This is a genomic window from Bacteroides sp. BFG-606 (genome assembly GCF_024788145.1).
In the GTDB taxonomy this organism is placed as follows: Bacteria; Bacteroidota; Bacteroidia; order Bacteroidales; family Bacteroidaceae; genus Bacteroides; species Bacteroides vicugnae.
This window is the reverse complement of record NZ_JANUIL010000001.1, coordinates 297,857-315,711: the sequence shown is the minus strand read 5'-3', so window position 1 is coordinate 315,711 and position 17,855 is coordinate 297,857. Positions and strand designations below refer to the sequence as shown.

The following is a 17,855-nucleotide window of genomic DNA, read 5'->3' as shown; positions in this document are numbered from 1 at the left end:
GCTTTTTATTGAGTTTTTAATAGATCTTTGAGAAAGTCGAAAGCGAAAGTCAGGCGATTCTTAATACTTCCTTCTTTTGTGGCAGTTTTTTGTTTGCCTAGTAAAGACCGTAAGAAAGGAAGTACGTCAGATTGGGCAGACAGGTGATAGTGGGCGGCTTCGGATACGCTACCTATTTTAATGGTGATAGCGCTCATCGGCAATGCCTGAAACATATCTTCATCTGTAGTGTCGTCTCCCATCGCTATAACAAAATCATAACGTCTGTTGGCTAGCAGACGCCCCACCTCCGAACCTTTATTGCAATCCGGTGATTTGATTTCGATCACTTTATTTCCTTGCAGAATTTGTAGTTTCTGCCGGGTACAGAGCGAAATCAGCGTGTTGACGAGTTGCTGGGCTCTTAATGTGCCGAGCCATGCGTCACTTTCACGATAATGCCAGGCCAGGGCAGTTTCCTTCACTTCCAGATGGGAACGGGGAGTACGGTCTACAAACATTTGAAGGATAGAGAGAATACCTGCTCCCCATTCTATCTTCTTTATGTTTTTATGCCAGACTCCGTTTTCTTTATAGAAAGCCCCATGTTCGGCAGCCATAGAAATAGGAAGGGTGCCAAGCCATTTTTCTAATGTAAAGTGATCCCGCCCGCTATTGATAACAATATGATTGGCGGGATCGCTAGCCAGTTGTTGTAGAATAGAAATGAGTTCCGGTGTAGGTTGTGCATCCTCAGGACGTGGTTTGAGAGCCGTCAGTGTACCATCATAGTCCAGCAGAATCAGGCGTTGTTTGGCATGGTTATACTTGAGTTTGATTTGTGCAATGCTAGCGGCTACGATACGTTTTTTTCGTAACATATCGTTTTTCATACATGTCGCGTTCAGTTCATTGACAAAGTCGGCTGCCCATTTGTTGACTGTCTGTACGGACAGAATGCTTTGCATACGTTGCAGGCGTTGTTTTTGTTCCTCTTCGGGCATTTCAAGTGCCTGGCAAATAGCATTTTCTATTTGTTCCGTATCGTTCGGGTTGATTTGGATAGCGTCCGTCAATTCTACGGCGGCACCTGCCATTTCGCTAAGGATAAGTACACCGGGATTGTCACATTTGGTAGCTACGTATTCTTTGGCTACCAGATTCATTCCGTCCCGAAGTGGAGTGACGAGGGCTATGTCGGCCACATAGTACATGGCAGTCAGTTCTTCCAGTGAAAAGCCATGATAGAAATAACATACGGGAGTCCAGTTCATTGTGGAGTAACGTCCGTTGATAGAGCCGATTTCTTCGTCAATTTTTGTTTTTAGTTCCGCATAGCTGCCTACATGATCGCGTGAAGGGACAATGACCATTGCCAATGTAACTTTACCGTGATATTCGGCATGATGTTCGAGGAAGGTGGCAAAGCCACGAAGACGGTGCAATATGCCTTTGCTGTAATCCAGCCTGTCTACTGACAGGATCAGTTTATGCTCGCCGAAAAGTTTCCGGGTTCGTTCAATGGCCTGGTGTACTTCTTTATTTTCTGAAGCCTGATGATAGGATTCATAGTTGATTCCCATCGGCAATGCTTCTACTCTGACCATCCGGTTGTTGATCTGTACTTCATCCAGTTTGAAGTCGAGATGCAGCACACGTTCTACGGCACTGATGAAGTGACGCATATAGTCATGAGTATGGAAAGCTATGAAGTCTGCTCCCAGCAGACCCTTCAGAATCTCGGCACGCTCCGGAAGAATACGGAAGAGTTCGTAAGAAGGGAACGGGATATGATGGAAATAACCGATACTTAGTTCCGGATATATTTTCCTCAACATTCCGGGAAGTAGCATCAGTTGATAATCCTGTATCCATACCTTATCGCCGGGACGTATCAGCCGGAAAATCTCCTCACAGAAGAGTCGGTTGACTTGTTGATAGGATTGCCAGAAACAGTTCTTATATAAGGTATAAGCATAAAAGTAATGGCACAAAGGCCAGATAGTACTGTTACTGTATCCTTCGTAGTAGTTTTCAATTTGCTTTTCCGACAAGAAAACCGGATGAAAATTCATTTCCTGTAGTTTCTCGTTAATCTCCTGCTGGTCCTTCTCTTCATTTGTACATATTCCGGGCCAACCTATCCAGTGCTTCTCATAAGAAGTCTGGAGAGAATCTAAACCTGTTGCCAGTCCGCCTTCGCTACGCGAAAATACGAATTTGCCGTTTGTGCCGGCTACTTTGACAGGTAATCTGTTTGCAATAATATAAAGTTTCATATCTATTTCTTCGCAAAGCATGTACCAATTGACTTATGTTGATGCTTAGCCGTTTATTATCAACTGATTATGAAAATGTAGTATCCTCCTTTTGTCTTTTCAAAATGGAATCCTTTTTTCAAAATGGAAGGGTATGTCGGATGGAAAGAAAGTAACAGCTTGTTTGTATCTATTTGAATGTTAGCTCATTATGTATTCTTTGTTTTTTGTGGCACGCATTTGGCATGAAGAATGGCAAGTAAAAATTTATAGTAATCATTTAAAAGGTAAAAACATGGGAATAACACTATCATTTATTTTCTGCCTGTTGAGCGGTTTCGCTTGTTTCTGGCTGTTCTGGAAATGTGTAGACTGGTTTGAGAATATTTAAAGAAAAAAGGAGAATTGATTATGTACACAGCATTATTCGTATTAGGTATTGCAATCTTCGGTTATTTGATGTATGTGCTCATCAAACCCGAGAAGTTTTAAAGTAACACACACAGTTTAAGGTAAAAAGTATATGAATACAGAAATTTTAGGCGTGGTTGTTCAGATAGCCTTGATGGTGATTCTGGCTTATCCACTGGGAAAATACATTGCCAAGGTCTACAGAGGAGAAAAGACTTGGTCTGATTTTATGGCTCCTATCGAAAGAGTCATTTATAAAGTTTGTGGAATCGACCCCAATGAAGAAATGAACTGGAAACAATTCCTGAAAGCATTGTTGATTTTGAATGCTTTCTGGTTTTTCTGGGGAATGGTACTCTTGGTTTCACAAGGATGGTTGCCTTTAAACCCGGACGGCAACGGACCGCAGACTCCGGATCAGGCATTCAATACCTGTATTAGTTTTATGGTGAACTGTAACTTGCAGCACTATAGCGGTGAAAGCGGACTGACTTATTTTACTCAATTGTTCGTCATCATGCTTTTCCAGTTTATTACCGCAGCAACAGGTATGGCTGCTATGGCAGGTATTATGAAGAGTATTGCTGCAAAAACAACCCAAACGATTGGTAACTTCTGGCAATTTTTGGTAATAAGTTGTACGCGTATCTTATTACCTCTTTCTCTGATTGTAGGTTTTATCCTGATTCTGCAGGGAACTCCGATGGGATTTGACGGTAAGATGAAAGTCACTACTCTTGAAGGTCAGGAACAGATGGTTTCTCAAGGTCCTACGGCCGCAATTGTTCCTATTAAACAGTTGGGTACGAATGGCGGTGGATATTTTGGCGTGAACTCCTCTCATCCATTGGAAAATCCGACTTATCTTTCTAACATGGTAGAATGTTGGTCTATCTTGATTATCCCGATGGCGATGGTATTTGCACTGGGTTTCTATACCCGCAGAAAGAAGTTGGCTTACAGTATATTCGGAGTAATGCTTTTCGCTTTTCTGGTCGGTGTGTGCATTAATGTCAGTCAGGAAATGGGGGGTAATCCGCGCATCGATGAGCTGGGAATTGCACAGGACAATGGTGCGATGGAAGGTAAGGAAGTGCGTTTGGGAGCCGGAGCAACCGCGTTGTGGAGTATTGTAACGACCGTAACTTCCAATGGTTCTGTGAATGGTATGCATGATTCTACCATGCCTCTGTCCGGTATGATGGAAATGCTGAATATGCAGATTAATACCTGGTTTGGCGGTGTAGGTGTAGGGTGGATGAACTACTATACATTCATTATCATTGCAGTGTTTATCAGCGGTTTGATGGTGGGACGTACTCCGGAATTCCTCGGTAAGAAAGTGGAAGCCCGCGAAATGAAAATCGCTACGATTGTAGCTCTGCTTCATCCGTTTGTAATCTTGGTGTTTACGGCAATCTCAAGTTATATTTATGTACACCATCCAGATTTTGTGGAAAGTGAAGGTGGGTGGTTGAACAACTTAGGATTCCACGGTTTGAGTGAACAGCTTTACGAGTACACTTCCTGTGCCGCCAATAACGGTTCCGGTTTCGAAGGCTTGGGTGATAATACTTATTTCTGGAACTGGACATGTGGTATCGTTTTGATTCTGAGTCGCTTCCTTCCTATTATCGGACAGGTTGCCATTGCCGGGCTGCTGGCGCAGAAGAAATTCATACCGGAAAGTGCCGGTACGTTGAAGACGGATACATTGACTTTCGGAGTAATGACATTTGTAGTTATCTTCATTATTGCCGCTCTGTCATTCTTCCCGGTACATGCATTGAGCACGATTGCTGAACATTTAAGTTTGTAATACTGAATTAGAGAAGATATGAAAGATAATAAATCAGCTTCTTTGTTTCCAAAGGAGCAAGTTATAGAAAGTTTGAAACAATCATTCGTGAAACTGAACCCACGAATGATGATAAAGAATCCGATTATGTTTACGGTAGAGGTGGCTACGGTAGTCATGCTGCTTGTGACGCTCTACTCCATTGTTAATTCTTCACAGGGTTCGTTTGCTTACAACATTGCCGTGTTTATCATTCTGTTTATCACTTTGCTGTTTGCCAATTTTGCCGAAGCTATTGCAGAGGCACGTGGTAAAGCACAGGCCGACAGTTTGCGTAAGACTCGTGAAGAGACACCGGCAAAGAAAGTGGAAGGCAATAAAATCGTTACTGTCAGTTCTTCACAGTTGAAGAAAGGGGATGTGTTTGTCTGCGAGGCAGGAGACGTGATTCCTTCCGACGGTGAGATTATTGAAGGGTTGGCTTCTATTGATGAAAGTGCCATTACCGGTGAGTCTGCTCCGGTCATTCGTGAGGCAGGTGGCGACAAGAGTTCGGTAACAGGAGGCACGAAAGTACTGTCCGATCATATAAAGGTAATGGTGACTACCCAACCGGGAGAAAGTTTTCTTGATAAGATGATCGCATTGGTGGAAGGTGCTTCCCGCCAGAAAACCCCGAATGAGATTGCATTGACTATTTTGCTGGCAGGTTTTACGCTTGTTTTCGTCATTGTGTGTGTGACTTTGAAACCGTTTGCCGATTATAGTAATACGGTCATCACTATTGCTTCGCTTATTTCTTTGTTTGTGTGTCTGATCCCGACAACTATCGGTGGACTTCTCTCTGCCATCGGTATTGCCGGTATGGACCGTGCACTTCGCGCCAACGTGATTACTAAATCCGGTAAAGCGGTTGAAACTGCGGGCGATATTGATACATTACTGCTGGATAAAACGGGTACTATCACCATTGGTAATCGTAAAGCAACTCATTTCCATACAGCTCCGGGTGTCGATCTGCACGATTTTGTGGAAACTTGTCTGTTGTCTTCCTTATCCGATGAAACGCCGGAAGGTAAGTCTATCGTAGAATTGGGACGTGAGTCGGGCATTCGTATGCGTAATCTGAATACAACTGGAGCACGTATGATTAAGTTTACGGCTGAAACCAAATGTTCGGGAGTAGACCTGGCAGATGGAACGCAGATTCGTAAAGGTGCTTTTGATGCCATCCGTAAGATGGTGGAAGGTGACGGGAATGAATTTCCGAAAGAAGTGGAAGAGATTATTTCTTCTATCTCAAGCAATGGTGGTACACCGCTGGTAGTATGTGTAAACAGAAAGGTGACTGGTGTTATTGAACTGCAGGATATTATCAAACCGGGTATTCAGGAACGTTTCGAACGTCTGCGTAAGATGGGAGTGAAGACGGTAATGGTGACAGGTGACAACCCGTTAACTGCAAAATATATTGCTGAAAAAGCTGGTGTGGATGATTTTATCGCCGAAGCGAAACCGGAAGATAAGATGGAATATATCAAGAAGGAACAGCAGGCTGGTAAATTGGTTGCAATGATGGGAGACGGAACGAACGATGCTCCTGCTTTGGCACAGGCCAATGTGGGCGTAGCCATGAATAGCGGTACACAGGCAGCGAAGGAAGCTGGTAATATGGTCGACTTGGATAACGACCCGACGAAGTTGATCGAGATTGTGGAAATCGGTAAACAATTGCTGATGACACGTGGTACGCTGACTACTTTCTCTATCGCCAATGACGTAGCGAAGTATTTTGCTATCGTTCCGGCCTTGTTTATGATCGCCATTCCCGAACTGGCTGCTCTGAATATCATGCATCTGCATAGTCCTGAAAGTGCTATTCTTTCGGCAGTCATTTTTAATGCGATTATTATTCCGATTCTGATTCCGTTAGCTTTGCGTGGTGTGCAATACAAGCCGATAGGTGCGAGTGCTTTGCTTCGCCGTAATCTGCTGATCTATGGTGTGGGTGGTGTGATTGCTCCTTTCGTGGGAATCAAATTGATAGATTTAGTAGTAGGTTTATTCTTTTAATTAAAAAACAATAGCAATGAAAACTTTATTGAAGTCATTAAAAATAACACTTGCTTTTTGTGTCTTTTTTTCCGTGTTCTATATCCTTATCCTGTGGGTGTTCGCACAGGTAGCGGGTCCTAATAAAGGAAATGCCGAAGTAGCTACGCTGGATGGGAAAGTAGTGGGAGCGGCTAATGTAGGTCAGATGTTTACAAAAGATATTTATTTCTGGGGACGTCCATCTTCTGCCGGAGACGGATATGATGCTACGAGTTCCGCAGGTAGTAATAAAGGGCCTACGAATCAAGAATATCTGGATGAAGTGAAAGCGCGTATTGATACTTTCCTTGTACATCATCCTTATTTGAATCGTGCGGATGTGCCAGCCGAAATGGTTACGGCCAGTGGTTCGGGACTGGATCCTAATATTACTCCTCAATGTGCGTATGTGCAAGTGAAAAGAGTAGCACAAGCACGTGGATTGAGAGAGGAACAGGTGAGAGCAATTGTTGATAAAAGCATAGAAAAACCGTTTTTGGGGTTGTTGGGAACAGAAAAGGTGAATGTATTGAAATTGAATATCGCTTTAGAGGAAAGCAATAAGTAGATGAAGATTGAGCAGCGTTCCTGTCCGGACCGTTTGGGTTATGCCGCGGTTCAAATTAACAGGGTTGGATAGGGCGCTGCTTTTTTACGGAAACATAAAATAGAATAAGATAAGAAGTATGAAAAGTTTTTTTAGTAAAAAGAGTTTTTTAGGAACAATGGCTGTAGCAGCCGTTTGTATGTTGGGAACAGTTAATGCACAAGCACAAGAGTTTACTATACAAGGTGATTTGGTAAGTTCGTATGTATGGCGTGGTATTTATCAGGGGGGAGCTGCTTCCTTTCAGCCGACTTTGGGATTTAGCGTAGGTAATTTCTCGCTTACTGCATGGGGCTCAACCAGTTTGAGTGAGAGTAATAAAGAAATTGACCTGACCGCAGCTTATAAGTTCGGTGAAGCAGGACCGACGCTTTCTGTAGCCACTCTTTGGTGGGACGGACAAGCTGATGTGGCCAATGGAGAACTTACCAATAATTATTTTCATTTTAAAAGTGGAGACACCGGACATCATTTTGAAGCAGGGTTAGCTTATACGCTTCCTATTGAAAAGTTCCCGTTATCTATCGCATGGTATACCATGTTTGCCGGTGCTGACAGAAAAACGACTGATGAGGGGGAAGAAAAGCAGGCATACTCTTCTTACGTAGAACTGAATTATCCGTTCAGTGTGAAAGGAGTTGATCTGAATGCTACTTGTGGAGTGGTTCCTTATAAGACTCCGCAGTATAATGTGAATGGGTTTGCAGTGACGAACCTAGCTTTGAAAGCAACGAAAGCAATAAATTTTAATGATAAGTTTTCATTGCCTATATTTGTACAGGCTATATGGAATCCACGTTTGGAGGACGCCCATTTAGTATTTGGCGTAACTTTAAGGCCATAAAATAAACTCATGAATTTTTGTGAAACCCGTGGTGATCGTGATGATTACTACGGGTTAGGATGTTTAAAATAACAGATTGACGTAATGGATGATAGAGAACATAGTGTACAGTATTTTTTGGATCTGATAAAGAAGTCCCACCGGGGCAAATTCAAGGTCTATATCGGTATGATAGCCGGTGTGGGAAAGTCATATCGTATGCTTCAGGAGGCACATGAACTGCTGGAGAACGGTGTGAACGTGCAAATCGGCTATATCGAAACTCATGGACGCGCCGGAACGGAAGCATTGTTGCAAGGGCTCCCTGTCATTCCGCGTCGTAAAATCTTCTATAAGGGGAAAGAATTGGAAGAAATGGATCTGGATACGATTATCCGTGTCCATCCGGAAATTGTAATTGTGGATGAACTGGCTCATACCAATGTAGAAGGTAGTTTGAACGAGAAACGTTGGCAGGATGTGATAACTTTGCTGGATGAGGGAATCAATGTGATTTCGGCAATCAATATTCAGCACATTGAAAGCGTGAATGAAGAAGTGCAGGAGATTACGGGTATTGAAGTGAAAGAACGGGTGCCCGACAGTGTTCTTCAGGAAGCGGATGAGGTGGTGAATATTGACTTGACGGCAGAGGAGCTGATTGCACGTTTGAAAGCGGGTAAGATATATCGTCCGGAAAAGATTCAGACGGCATTGGATAATTTCTTTCGGACAGAGAATATTCTTCAGTTACGTGAGTTGGCTTTGAAGGAGGTAGCGTTGCGGGTAGAAAAAAAGGTGGAGAATGAGGTGGTGATGGGAGTAGCCGTCGGACTCCGGCATGAGAAGTTTATGGCTTGTATCAGTAGTCACGAGAAAACACCCCGGCGGATTATCAGAAAGGCGGCAAAGTTGGCAACCCGGTATAACACCACTTTTATAGCCCTGTATGTTCAGACTCCGAAAGAGAGTATGGATAGAATCGATTTAGCCAGTCAACGGTATCTGTTGAACCATTTTAAGCTCGTGGCGGAACTTGGGGGAGAGGTGGTACAGGTGCAGTCGAAGGATATTTTGGGGAGTATCGTCAAGGTTTGTAAAGAGAAACAGATATCGACAGTTTGCATGGGAACTCCTAATTTAAGGTTGCCATACGCTATTTGTTCTATACTGGGATATAGAAAGTTTTTGAATAATTTGTCACAAGCTAATGTAGATTTGATTATACTTGCATAATATTAATCGTATGAACGTTATGAATATTAAAACGAAACTGATTCTTGGTATCGGAATGCTGGCCGGAATGATTATTTTGTTGGTTACACTTTCAGTAGTGAATCTTCAAATCCTGACAGCGACAGAACCTGATAGTCCTGCTGCTATGCCCGGATTGGAACGTGCTTTGTTATGGATTTCCGTAACGGGAGGAATCTGTATCTTGACCGGACTGATATTGCTTTATTGGTTGCCCCGTACTATCAGCAAGCCTATTAAAGAGCTGAAAGAGGGAATTCTTGAAATAGCCAATCATAATTATGAGAAGCGTCTGCAGATGAATAATAATGAAGAATTCCGGGATGTGGCGGATAGTTTTAACCGGATGGCGGAGTGTTTGACCGAATATCGTGCCAGTACTTTGTCGGATATTCTTTCTGCAAAGAAATTTATTGAAGCAATTGTAAACAGTATCGATGATCCGGTGATCGGACTGAATATGGAGCGTGAGATTTTGTTTATCAATGAGGAAGCACTCAATATCTTGAATCTGAAACGGGAGAAGGTGATTCGTCAATCGGCGGAGGAACTGGCTTTGAAGAATGACCTGTTGCGGCGGTTGATCCGTGAATTGGTGACGCCAAGTGAGCAGAAGGAACCGTTGAAAATATATGCTGACGATAAAGAGAGTTACTTTAAGGCCTCTTATGTCCCTATCATTAATACGGAGGCTGAAAAAGGGGAACCCCGCAAACTGGGTGATGTTATTTTATTGAAGAATATCACGGAATTTAAGGAACTGGATTCTGCCAAGACTACATTTATTTCGACGATATCTCATGAACTGAAGACTCCGATTGCCGCTATTATGATGAGTCTCCAACTGTTGGAAGATAAGCGTGTCGGTGCATTGAATGATGAACAGGAGCAGTTGTCTAAGAGTATCAAGGAGAACAGTGAGCGTTTGTTGAGTATCACCGGAGAGTTGCTTAACATGACGCAGGTGGAAGCTGGGAAGCTACAACTGATGCCGAAGATTACCAAACCGATTGAGTTGATCGAATATGCGATCAAGGCTAATCAGGTGCAAGCGGATAAGTTTAATATCCAGATAGAAGTGGAATATCCGGAAGAGAAAATAGGCAAGCTCTTTGTCGACAGTGAAAAGATTGCTTGGGTATTGACGAATCTGCTAAGTAATGCTATCCGTTATTCTAAAGAAAACGGACGTGTGATTATCGGTGCCAAACAGGATGAAAATAGGATCGAACTGTACGTTCAGGATTTTGGAAAGGGTATCGACCCGCGTTATCACAAAAGTATCTTCGACCGTTATTTCCGTGTGCCCGGAACGAAAGTGCAAGGCAGTGGATTGGGATTATCTATTTCCAAGGATTTTGTGGAAGCTCATGGCGGTACGTTGACGGTAGAGAGTGAATTGGGTAAGGGCAGCCGGTTTGTGATGCGGTTGAAAGCGTAGATTTGAAGGGTTGTATGGAAGAATCAGGTTATTGCTATCCATCTGCATACTATGTTGTTCCAGTTCTTTAGTTGCAAGAAAAACGTTACTCTGTTCTGAAACTTTAGAGAATCAATGCATTATAGTCTCTCTAAAAATCTTTATATTTGCAGACCGTTTGAAAATGATAGTGAATAATAACAATACAATAACTTAAAAACAACCAAAATCAGATGAAGCAGGATATGATTGTTATCCTTGACTTGGGTAGTCATGAGAATACGGTATTGGCTCGCGCCATCCGTGCATTAGGAGTTTATAGTGAGATTTATCCTCACGATATCACAGTAGAAGAACTGAAAGCATTGCCCAATGTAAAGGGTATTATTATCAATGGTGGCCCGAATAATGTAATCGATGGCGTTGCTATTGATATAAATCCGGCTATCTATACTTTGGGAATTCCTGTCATGGCTGCAGGACATGATAAAGCGACTTGTGAAGTGAAGTTAGCAGAGTTTACAGATGATATCGAGGCTATAAAGGCTGCAGTAAAGTCTTTTGTTTTCGATACTTGTAAAGCCGAAGCTAACTGGAACATGAAGAACTTTGTCAATGACCAGATAGAATTGATTAAGCGTCAGGTGGGTGATAAGAAGGTATTGTTGGCTTTGTCGGGTGGAGTTGATAGTTCTGTGGTAGCTGCTTTACTTCTGAAAGCTATTGGTAACAATCTAGTATGCGTACATGTTAATCATGGTTTGATGCGTAAGGGAGAGTCTGAAGATGTGGTTGAGGTATTCAGTAACCAGTTGAAGGCAAATCTTATTTATGTAGATGTAACCGATCGTTTCCTGAATAAGCTGGCTGGTGTAGAAGATCCGGAGCAGAAACGTAAGATTATTGGTGGCGAGTTTATTCGTGTGTTCGAAGAAGAAGCGCGTAAGCTGAATGGTATTGATTTCTTAGGTCAAGGTACTATTTATCCGGATATTGTGGAAAGTGGAACGAAAACTGCTAAAATGGTGAAATCTCACCATAATGTAGGTGGTTTGCCCGAAGATTTAAAATTCCAACTTGTAGAACCATTGCGCCAATTATTTAAAGATGAAGTTCGTGCTTGTGGTTTGGAGCTAGGTTTACCTTATGAAATGGTTTACCGTCAACCGTTCCCTGGACCTGGTTTGGGCGTACGTTGTTTGGGTGCTATTACACGTGAACGTTTGGAGGCAGTACGTGAATCCGATGCCATTCTGCGTGAAGAGTTCCAACTTGCCGGACTGGATAAAAAAGTATGGCAATACTTTACCGTAGTGCCTGATTTTAAATCCGTGGGGGTACGTGACAATGCTCGTTCTTTTGATTGGCCGGTTATTATTCGTGCTGTCAATACGGTAGATGCTATGACGGCTACTATTGAGCCGATTGATTGGCCTATCCTGATGAAGATAACAGACCGCATTCTGAAAGAAGTGAAGAATGTAAATCGCGTTTGTTATGATATGTCGCCGAAACCTAATGCGACTATAGAGTGGGAATAAAATAAAATTGAATAGCTCCGAAAGTTGGATGGATAACTTTCGGAGTATTTGTTATATTTTGCCCAGAAGGATAGAAGTCACCAATAAATATATGTTTTTCTCCTTTCCTTTATTTCATTTTGATATTGTTAAGATATTGGATAACCTTTTCTCGTATTGTTACTTATTTTGATTATAAACATTGTCTTTACATTATCTCTTCATATGGTTGCTATGGTTTATAGGATAAGTAGGAATCTTTGTTGGTGAATTAATTCTTTCTATTCTATAGGATGGTGATAGTTGGTATGCCGTATAATTCTGAGTATATCACGTCACTATTTTTTTTCTATGCTAGTCAGAATTCTTACGTTTATTCATTAGTTTATCTTACCCTAAATTGTGTGCGATGATAGTAAAGTACTGGATAGGTTATTTCTCTTACAAGCCGTATTCAAAAAAATAGGTGCTGAGGTGGATTTGAAATATCATAACTATTTTGTTAGATAAAGCCGAAATGTTTGAAAATATTTAATTGGAAATTGGTACTGTTCGCAAGAATAATGATCCTATAAGAGGAGAATGAATATATAAATCTGTATTTGAATTAAGAAAGCATATATTAATAGTGGGTTGTGTATGATAGTAAAAGGAAATACTATTTATATCCCTTTCTGCTTGTTGGAGGAGAAGGAATGTAAAATATATGTTTTGGCCAAATAATGCCGAATAATCTAATATGGCTCTTTACGAGAATATAATATTCACATTTTTTCTTCTTATTTTCTCTATACTTTCATTTGAAATTTTATTGTCTGTGATAATTGTTTGTATAAGTGATATTGATCCTAGGTTTGCTAATGAACTAATTCCTATTTTAGAAGAATCTGCAACTAAATATGCTTGGTCGGCAGATTTAATCATGGCAGATTTAACGATTAAATCACTCAAACTAGGATATGTAAGACGCATATCTGAGGAAATTCCAGCAGTAGCTAGGAAATAATTTATTAGCATGAATATCTTTAAAAGAATCTGCTGCCATTTTTCCTGTTAGGGACAGTGTTGGTGCCTTAAATTCTCCTCCTGTTACGATAAGGCTAATTCCAGGATTCTCACCGAGTATTAATGCAATGTTTAACGCATTTGTTATAACAGTAAGTTTTTTGTAGTTTATGAGAAGCTTGGCTATTTCAGTGGTGGTTGAGCCAGAGTCTAAAATAATACTGTCTTCTTCATTTATTAATTCTAAAACTTTTAATGCTATTTCTCCTTTTTTCTTCTATATGGCTTTGATTAAGTAGTTGTCCTGTTTTTGCAAATGAACCAACATCTTTCAGAAACGCTCCTCCGTGCTCTCTTTGGATATATCCCATGTTTTCTAAGACTTCCAAATCCTGTCGTATAGTTACATCTGTGACTTTAAAGATTTTGCTTAAATCTTGAACTTTTGCATGTCCGTCTTCGCGAATTAAATTTAGTATTTTTACTCTCCTTTGATTTAGTGCCATATTACTTATAGATTATTTTTTATGCGGTATTCTTGAATGCTTTTTATCGATATTATTTTAAGTTGATATTTTTGAGCTAATGCGTATAATTCAGGTAAGCGGGCCATTGAACCATCTTTGTTTAATATTTCAATAAGGGCTCCACCTGCTTTTAGCCCTGCTAATCTTGTCATATCTAGCAATGCTTCTGTATGACCGTTACGTTCTAATACGCCATTTTTCACTCCATAAAGAGGAAAAATGTGTCCAGGGCGTGCTAAATCTGTAGGAGCTATATCTTCTGATACTAATGCGCGTATAGTAGCAGAACGATCGAAGGCAGAGACTCCTGTTGTACATCCATGACCACGTAAGTCAACCGACATTGTAAATGGTGTACCTAAAAGAGAGGTATTTTGAGAAGCCATGGGATATAGTTCTAATTCCTCACAGCGAGTGCGAGGTAATGGAGCACAAAGTAAACCTCTGCCGTTGGTTATCATGAAGTTGACTATTTCTGGTGTTATTTTTTCTCCTGCAACGACAAAGTCTCCCTCATTTTCTCTGTCTTCGTCATCTACAATAATTATAATTTTTCCTTGACGAATCATTTCTAATCCTTCTTCAACAGTATTCAGCATGTCTTTTCAATTATTTATTTTTGCAAAATTAATTAAAATCGAAAATAAACGAAAAATTCAATATGCTTTTTAATAATTAATAACCTTGCAATATTCATAATAGTAAACTTCGTATAATAGGATTATCTTATTTTATATTGTTTGGTTCTCTTTTGTTTTCAAGTTAATAAATGTGAATAAAATTACGAATGCTTTCGAATTGCTTTGTTTTATTCTTTTTTATTCTTTTCTTTGTCGAGGAAATAATCTAAAATAGATAATAATATGAAGATAAAAGAACTAAAGTTGCAATCGGAGGAGAATCGAAGACGGTTGATGGAGGTTGTTTATAAGGCAAAGGCAGGACATATTGGAGGTGACCTTTCTTGCTTAAATGTTCTTACAGTTCTCTATTTTGATACGATGAATATTGATTCTAAGACTCCTAAAGCGATTATGAGGGATCGTTTTATTATGAGTAAAGGTCATTGTGTTGAAGCCTTATATGTGACTCTTGAAGCAAAAGGTTTTATATCTCATGATTTGGTAAACTCTCTAGGGAAATTTGGCTCTGTACTTTCGGGGCATCCTACTATAGAAGTTTCTGGTATTGAGGTTAATACTGGAGCTTTGGGACATGGGTTATCTATTGGAGTTGGTATGGCTATTGCGGCAAAAATGGATGGTCATCCCTACAGAACCTTTGTCTTGATGGGGGATGGTGAGCAAGGAGAGGGTTCTATTTATGAAGCTGCTATGGCTGCTAAACAGTATCACTTGGATAATTTGGTGGCAATAATTGATCGTAATGGTTTGCAAATAAGTGGAACTACGGAAGAAGTCATGTCTTTGGAAAGTATTTATCAGCGTTGGAGTGCTTTGGGATGGGATGTAAAAGAAATGAATGGGGATGATATTGGTGATATAGTGGATACGTTTGAAAAGATTGATTATTCAAATCATCAGCCTCACTTACTTATATCTCATACTACTAAAGGAAAAGGTGTGTCCTATATGGAGGGAATTGCTAAATGGCATCATGCAGTGCCTTCAAAAGAACAATACGAAGAGGCTATTCGGGAAATTTCAGATAGAATTGTTGTTTTAGAAAAAGAAATAATATGTTAGCTTGCAGAAAGATATTTACTGAAACCTTACTAGAATTAGCACATCTAGACAAGGATATAGTGGCGGTTACAACTGATGCTCGTGGCTCTGTGACATTAGGGGATTTTGCAAAGGAGTTACCTCAACAATTTGTTGAATGCGGGATAGCAGAGCAAAATGCAGTCGGTATTTCTGCTGGGTTGGCCCATAGCGGAAAAAAAGTATTTGTTTGTGGTCCAGCTTGCTTTTACATAGCTCGTAGTCTTGAACAGGTTAAAGTGGATTTAGCTTATAGTCGTAATAATGTGAAAATATTTGGGGTGAGTGGTGGAGTTGCTTATGGAGCATTAGGTGCTAGTCATCATAGTTTGCATGATATTGCTGTAATGCGTACTTTTCCAGGAATGAATATGGTTCTGCCATGTGATGCACGACAAACTAAGAAACTTGTGAAATTATTAGTTGATTATCCTGAGCCTGTATATATACGAGTTGGACGTGCTGCAGTTCCAGATGTTTATGAAAATGATGATTTTGAATTAACTTTTGGGAAAGCGAATACTTTACTTGAAGGTTCTGATCTGACAATCATCGCAGCAGGTGAGACTGTATATCATGCCTATCAAGCTGGTCTTATGCTACATCAAAAAGGTATACAAGCACGGGTTCTTGACATGGCTTTTATTAAACCCTATGATAGAAATGCTATTTTAAAAGCAGCTGTTGAAACTGGAAGAATTATAACAGTTGAGGAACATAGTCGGTTTGGAGGATTGGGAAGTATTGTCACCGAAACTATTTCGGAAATGCCAGTTCCTGTCCGTATTATAGGAATACCAGATGAGAATGTTATTCATGGACAATCATCGGAAATATTTACTTATTATGGCTTAGATAAAGAAAGCATCTTTAAAACGGCTTTGGATTTTTTAAACGTGCAGTCAAGTATTCTTGATAGACCTATAATATCTGATATTTATGAATCACAAAATAATTGCAATTGATCAAAGTACATCTGCAACGAAGGCAATGCTCTTTAATGAAAAATGTGAGTTGTTGCGGAGGGTGAACATTAGTCATCAACAATATTATCCGAAAGTAGGATGGGTAGAGCATGATCCAGAAGAGATCTATCAAAATGTATTGAGATCAATAACAGAACTAATAAAACAAGAAAAAGAAATATGTAATTATTCTTTAGCTATTACAAATCAGCGTGAAACAGTTGTTGTTTGGAATAAAAAGACTGGTAGACCTATATATAACGCAATAGTTTGGCAATGTTTGCGAGGTACTTCTATCTGTAAAGAATTAAAAGAAAAAGGATATGATAAGCTGGTGCAATATAAAAGCGGTTTGTTATTAGATCCTTATTTCTCTGCGAGTGGTGTTAAATGGATTCTTGATAATGTGGAGAATGCTCGTGAGATGTCAGATAAAGGTGAATTATTATTGGGAACGATTGATTCTTGGTTGATTTGGAAATTAACAGAAGGTCGGGAGCATGTAACAGATTACACCAATGCTTCTAGGACACTGCTTTTTAATATTCATACCTTAAAATGGGATGATGATTTACTTGAACTATTTACAATTCCTCGTAATATGATGCCACGTGTATGCTCCTGTGATTCTATATTTGGAGAGACGACAATAGGAAATCTATTCAATGTCCCCATTCTTATAGCTGGCGTTTTAGGAGATTCTCATGGTGCATTGACTGGTCAGATGTGCTTTGAGGCCGGCTTGGGAAAAGTTACTTATGGAACAGGATCCTCTGTTATGTTAAATATTGGAGAAAAGTTTATCACAGCTCCTAGGGGAGTGGTAACCTCAATAGGTTTTTCTGCTTTAGATAAAATATTTTATGCTTTTGAGGGAAATGTTCATTGTACAGGAGCTACTATAAATTGGTTAGTGGAGGGGTTGAGATTGATAGATTCGCCGGCTGAAATAGAAGAATTTGCATCTATGATGGAAGATACAGCTGGTGTTTATTTGGTTCCTGCATTTGCAGGATTAGGGGCACCTTGGTGGCAGCCTAAAGCTAAAGCCGTTATTTTAGGTATGACTTTAGGAACGGGTAAAGCACAAATTTTACGTGCTGCACTTGAATCAATAGCTTATCAGATAAAAGATTTGGTAGATATGATGTCTCAAAAGGCGGGCATATCTTTACAAGAATTGCGAGTAGATGGTGGTCCAACTAAAAATCAATTTTTGATGCAATTTCAGGCTGATATGTTGCAGGCTACAATAAGTCGTTCTAATATAGAGGAGGCATCGGCATTAGGGGCTGTTATAATGAACGGCTTAGCTCGTAAAGTTTGGAATAACTTTCAAGAAGTAGCTAACTTGTGTGCTGCTAAAAAATATATATATCCACATATGGATAAAGCAAGAGCTAGAAGTTTCCATAATGGTTGGTGTGAAGCTGTAAAAAATGTTATTTCTATATATAAATAATTTAAATT

Annotated in this window: 12 protein-coding genes and 2 pseudogenes; 11 read left to right on the top strand and 3 right to left on the bottom strand. The window is 40.2% G+C overall.

Features of this window, described 5'->3' with window-relative positions; translation table 11 throughout:
• Positions 1–5 precede the first annotated feature (5 nt).
• Positions 6–2,279 carry a bifunctional alpha,alpha-trehalose-phosphate synthase (UDP-forming)/trehalose-phosphatase gene (locus NXV01_RS01240; protein ID WP_259021580.1) on the bottom strand — a complete coding sequence of 758 codons (2,274 nt, stop codon included), beginning with the start codon at positions 2,277–2,279 and terminating at the stop codon, positions 6–8.
• Between the two features lie 369 nt (positions 2,280–2,648).
• Between NXV01_RS01240 and kdpF the strand changes: the two genes are divergently transcribed.
• The 8 genes from kdpF to guaA all read left to right on the top strand — a co-directional run bounded on the left by kdpF (position 2,649) and on the right by guaA (position 12,185).
• Positions 2,649–2,729, top strand: coding sequence for a K(+)-transporting ATPase subunit F (gene kdpF / locus NXV01_RS01235; RefSeq protein ID WP_032849815.1), 81 nt, complete (start codon positions 2,649–2,651; stop codon positions 2,727–2,729).
• A 31-nt stretch (positions 2,730–2,760) separates the two neighbouring features.
• Positions 2,761–4,467, top strand: coding sequence for a potassium-transporting ATPase subunit KdpA (gene kdpA / locus NXV01_RS01230; protein WP_259021579.1), 1,707 nt, complete (start codon positions 2,761–2,763; stop codon positions 4,465–4,467).
• Positions 4,468–4,485: 18 nt separating this feature from the next.
• Positions 4,486–6,519 (top strand): potassium-transporting ATPase subunit KdpB, encoded by a 2,034-nt coding sequence (gene kdpB, locus NXV01_RS01225; protein ID WP_074638340.1) that lies wholly within the window; start codon positions 4,486–4,488, stop codon positions 6,517–6,519.
• A 16-nt stretch (positions 6,520–6,535) separates the two neighbouring features.
• Positions 6,536–7,108, top strand: coding sequence for a K(+)-transporting ATPase subunit C (locus NXV01_RS01220; RefSeq protein WP_148365815.1), 573 nt, complete (start codon positions 6,536–6,538; stop codon positions 7,106–7,108).
• Positions 7,109–7,226: 118 nt separating this feature from the next.
• The gene (locus NXV01_RS01215) at positions 7,227–7,991 is read left to right on the top strand and encodes a hypothetical protein (protein WP_007767477.1); all 765 of its coding nucleotides are present in this window, start codon (positions 7,227–7,229) and stop codon (positions 7,989–7,991) included.
• 84 nt (positions 7,992–8,075) lie between these two features.
• Entirely contained in the window at positions 8,076–9,206 is a 1,131-nt protein-coding gene (locus tag NXV01_RS01210) for a sensor protein KdpD (protein ID WP_004309023.1), read from the top strand.
• A 19-nt stretch (positions 9,207–9,225) separates the two neighbouring features.
• On the top strand, positions 9,226–10,665 hold the full coding sequence (locus tag NXV01_RS01205; protein ID WP_259023417.1) for a cell wall metabolism sensor histidine kinase WalK: 1,440 nt from the start codon (positions 9,226–9,228) through the stop codon (positions 10,663–10,665).
• A gap of 212 nt (positions 10,666–10,877) precedes the next feature.
• Positions 10,878–12,185: a glutamine-hydrolyzing GMP synthase gene (gene guaA, locus NXV01_RS01200; protein WP_148365798.1), complete on the top strand. Its 1,308-nt coding sequence runs from the start codon at positions 10,878–10,880 to the stop codon at positions 12,183–12,185.
• Positions 12,186–12,911: 726 nt separating this feature from the next.
• On the opposite strand, the pseudogene NXV01_RS25865 reads toward guaA, so the two are convergent.
• Together NXV01_RS25865 and ribB are read right to left on the bottom strand one after the other, a co-directional pair.
• A pseudogene (locus tag NXV01_RS25865) lies at positions 12,912–13,675 on the bottom strand (DeoR/GlpR family DNA-binding transcription regulator).
• Between the two features lie 5 nt (positions 13,676–13,680).
• The gene (gene ribB, locus NXV01_RS01180; protein WP_259021576.1) at positions 13,681–14,295 is read right to left on the bottom strand and encodes a 3,4-dihydroxy-2-butanone-4-phosphate synthase; all 615 of its coding nucleotides are present in this window, start codon (positions 14,293–14,295) and stop codon (positions 13,681–13,683) included.
• 264 nt (positions 14,296–14,559) lie between these two features.
• Between ribB and NXV01_RS01175 the strand changes: the two genes are divergently transcribed.
• The 3 genes and pseudogenes from NXV01_RS01175 (at position 14,560) to glpK (ending at position 17,847) form a co-directional block, all read left to right on the top strand.
• The gene (locus tag NXV01_RS01175; protein ID WP_258978495.1) at positions 14,560–15,402 is read left to right on the top strand and encodes a transketolase; all 843 of its coding nucleotides are present in this window, start codon (positions 14,560–14,562) and stop codon (positions 15,400–15,402) included.
• A pseudogene (locus NXV01_RS01170) lies at positions 15,396–16,313 on the top strand (transketolase family protein); the annotation flags it as partial. The gene NXV01_RS01175 and the pseudogene NXV01_RS01170, both read left to right, overlap by 7 nt.
• A 46-nt stretch (positions 16,314–16,359) precedes the next feature.
• The gene (glpK, locus tag NXV01_RS01165; RefSeq protein WP_259011194.1) at positions 16,360–17,847 is read left to right on the top strand and encodes a glycerol kinase GlpK; all 1,488 of its coding nucleotides are present in this window, start codon (positions 16,360–16,362) and stop codon (positions 17,845–17,847) included.
• Positions 17,848–17,855 lie beyond the last annotated feature (8 nt).